Below are 610 nucleotides of genomic sequence, written 5' to 3' on the forward strand. Positions count from 1 at the left end.
TTGAAGCTCCCGGCGTAGTTGTTGCCCGTGCCGTCGAAGAACACGCCGATGAACAGGTTCGTGTCGCAGGGGTTTTTCGGGTCTGTTCTGTGTTCTCTGTTAATCGAGGCATTCTGAATCGAGTTGACCTCATTGACCGAGAAAAATGTTTCCATTTTGGCGGGGTTGGAGTATCGCTCCGGGGCTGATTGTGCAAGTCGGGCACTCACGGTAGCTGCCTCTTCAGTTCCATGTTTTCTTGCGTGAGTCTTTTTATGTGTGACTTGTAGTCTGAGATCTCCTTACGGGATCCATCGCGGTTCTTCACGCCTTTCCTGAAAACCTCAATCAGGTTTTCGTTATGCCGAATCCTTTCGTTTATCAACTTCCTCCGGTACGCCTCCGAAGGCTGAGGCCAGCCCCGGATCTCACCGGGCCAATCCTCGTGGGGCGGGTCGACCTCGCTGACCACCACGGCGTAGCGTCCGCCGGGGAGGGCCTGGAGCCAGAGCGTGGCCCTGTCGGGGTCGCCGTAGCGGGGTACCGCCACCGTGCGCTCGAGGTCCAGCGTGCCGTTGTCCCGGCGCTCGACGTAGTTCTGCTGGCGCTCCTCGTAGGAATCCCCGACCAG

General features: G+C 58.4%; 2 protein-coding genes. Both read right to left on the reverse strand.

Features of this window, described 5'->3' with window-relative positions; all coding sequences use genetic code 11:
- Window positions 1-209: hypothetical protein (locus tag G7A99_RS23710; protein ID WP_163144519.1), on the reverse strand; the 209-nt coding region annotated here is incomplete at its 3' end.
- Window positions 206-610 (reverse strand): hypothetical protein (locus G7A99_RS23715; protein WP_163144521.1); only part of this gene is annotated, 405 nt, incomplete at its 5' end. The genes G7A99_RS23710 and G7A99_RS23715, both read right to left, overlap by 4 nt.

Source organism: Arhodomonas sp. KWT, assembly GCF_010993615.1.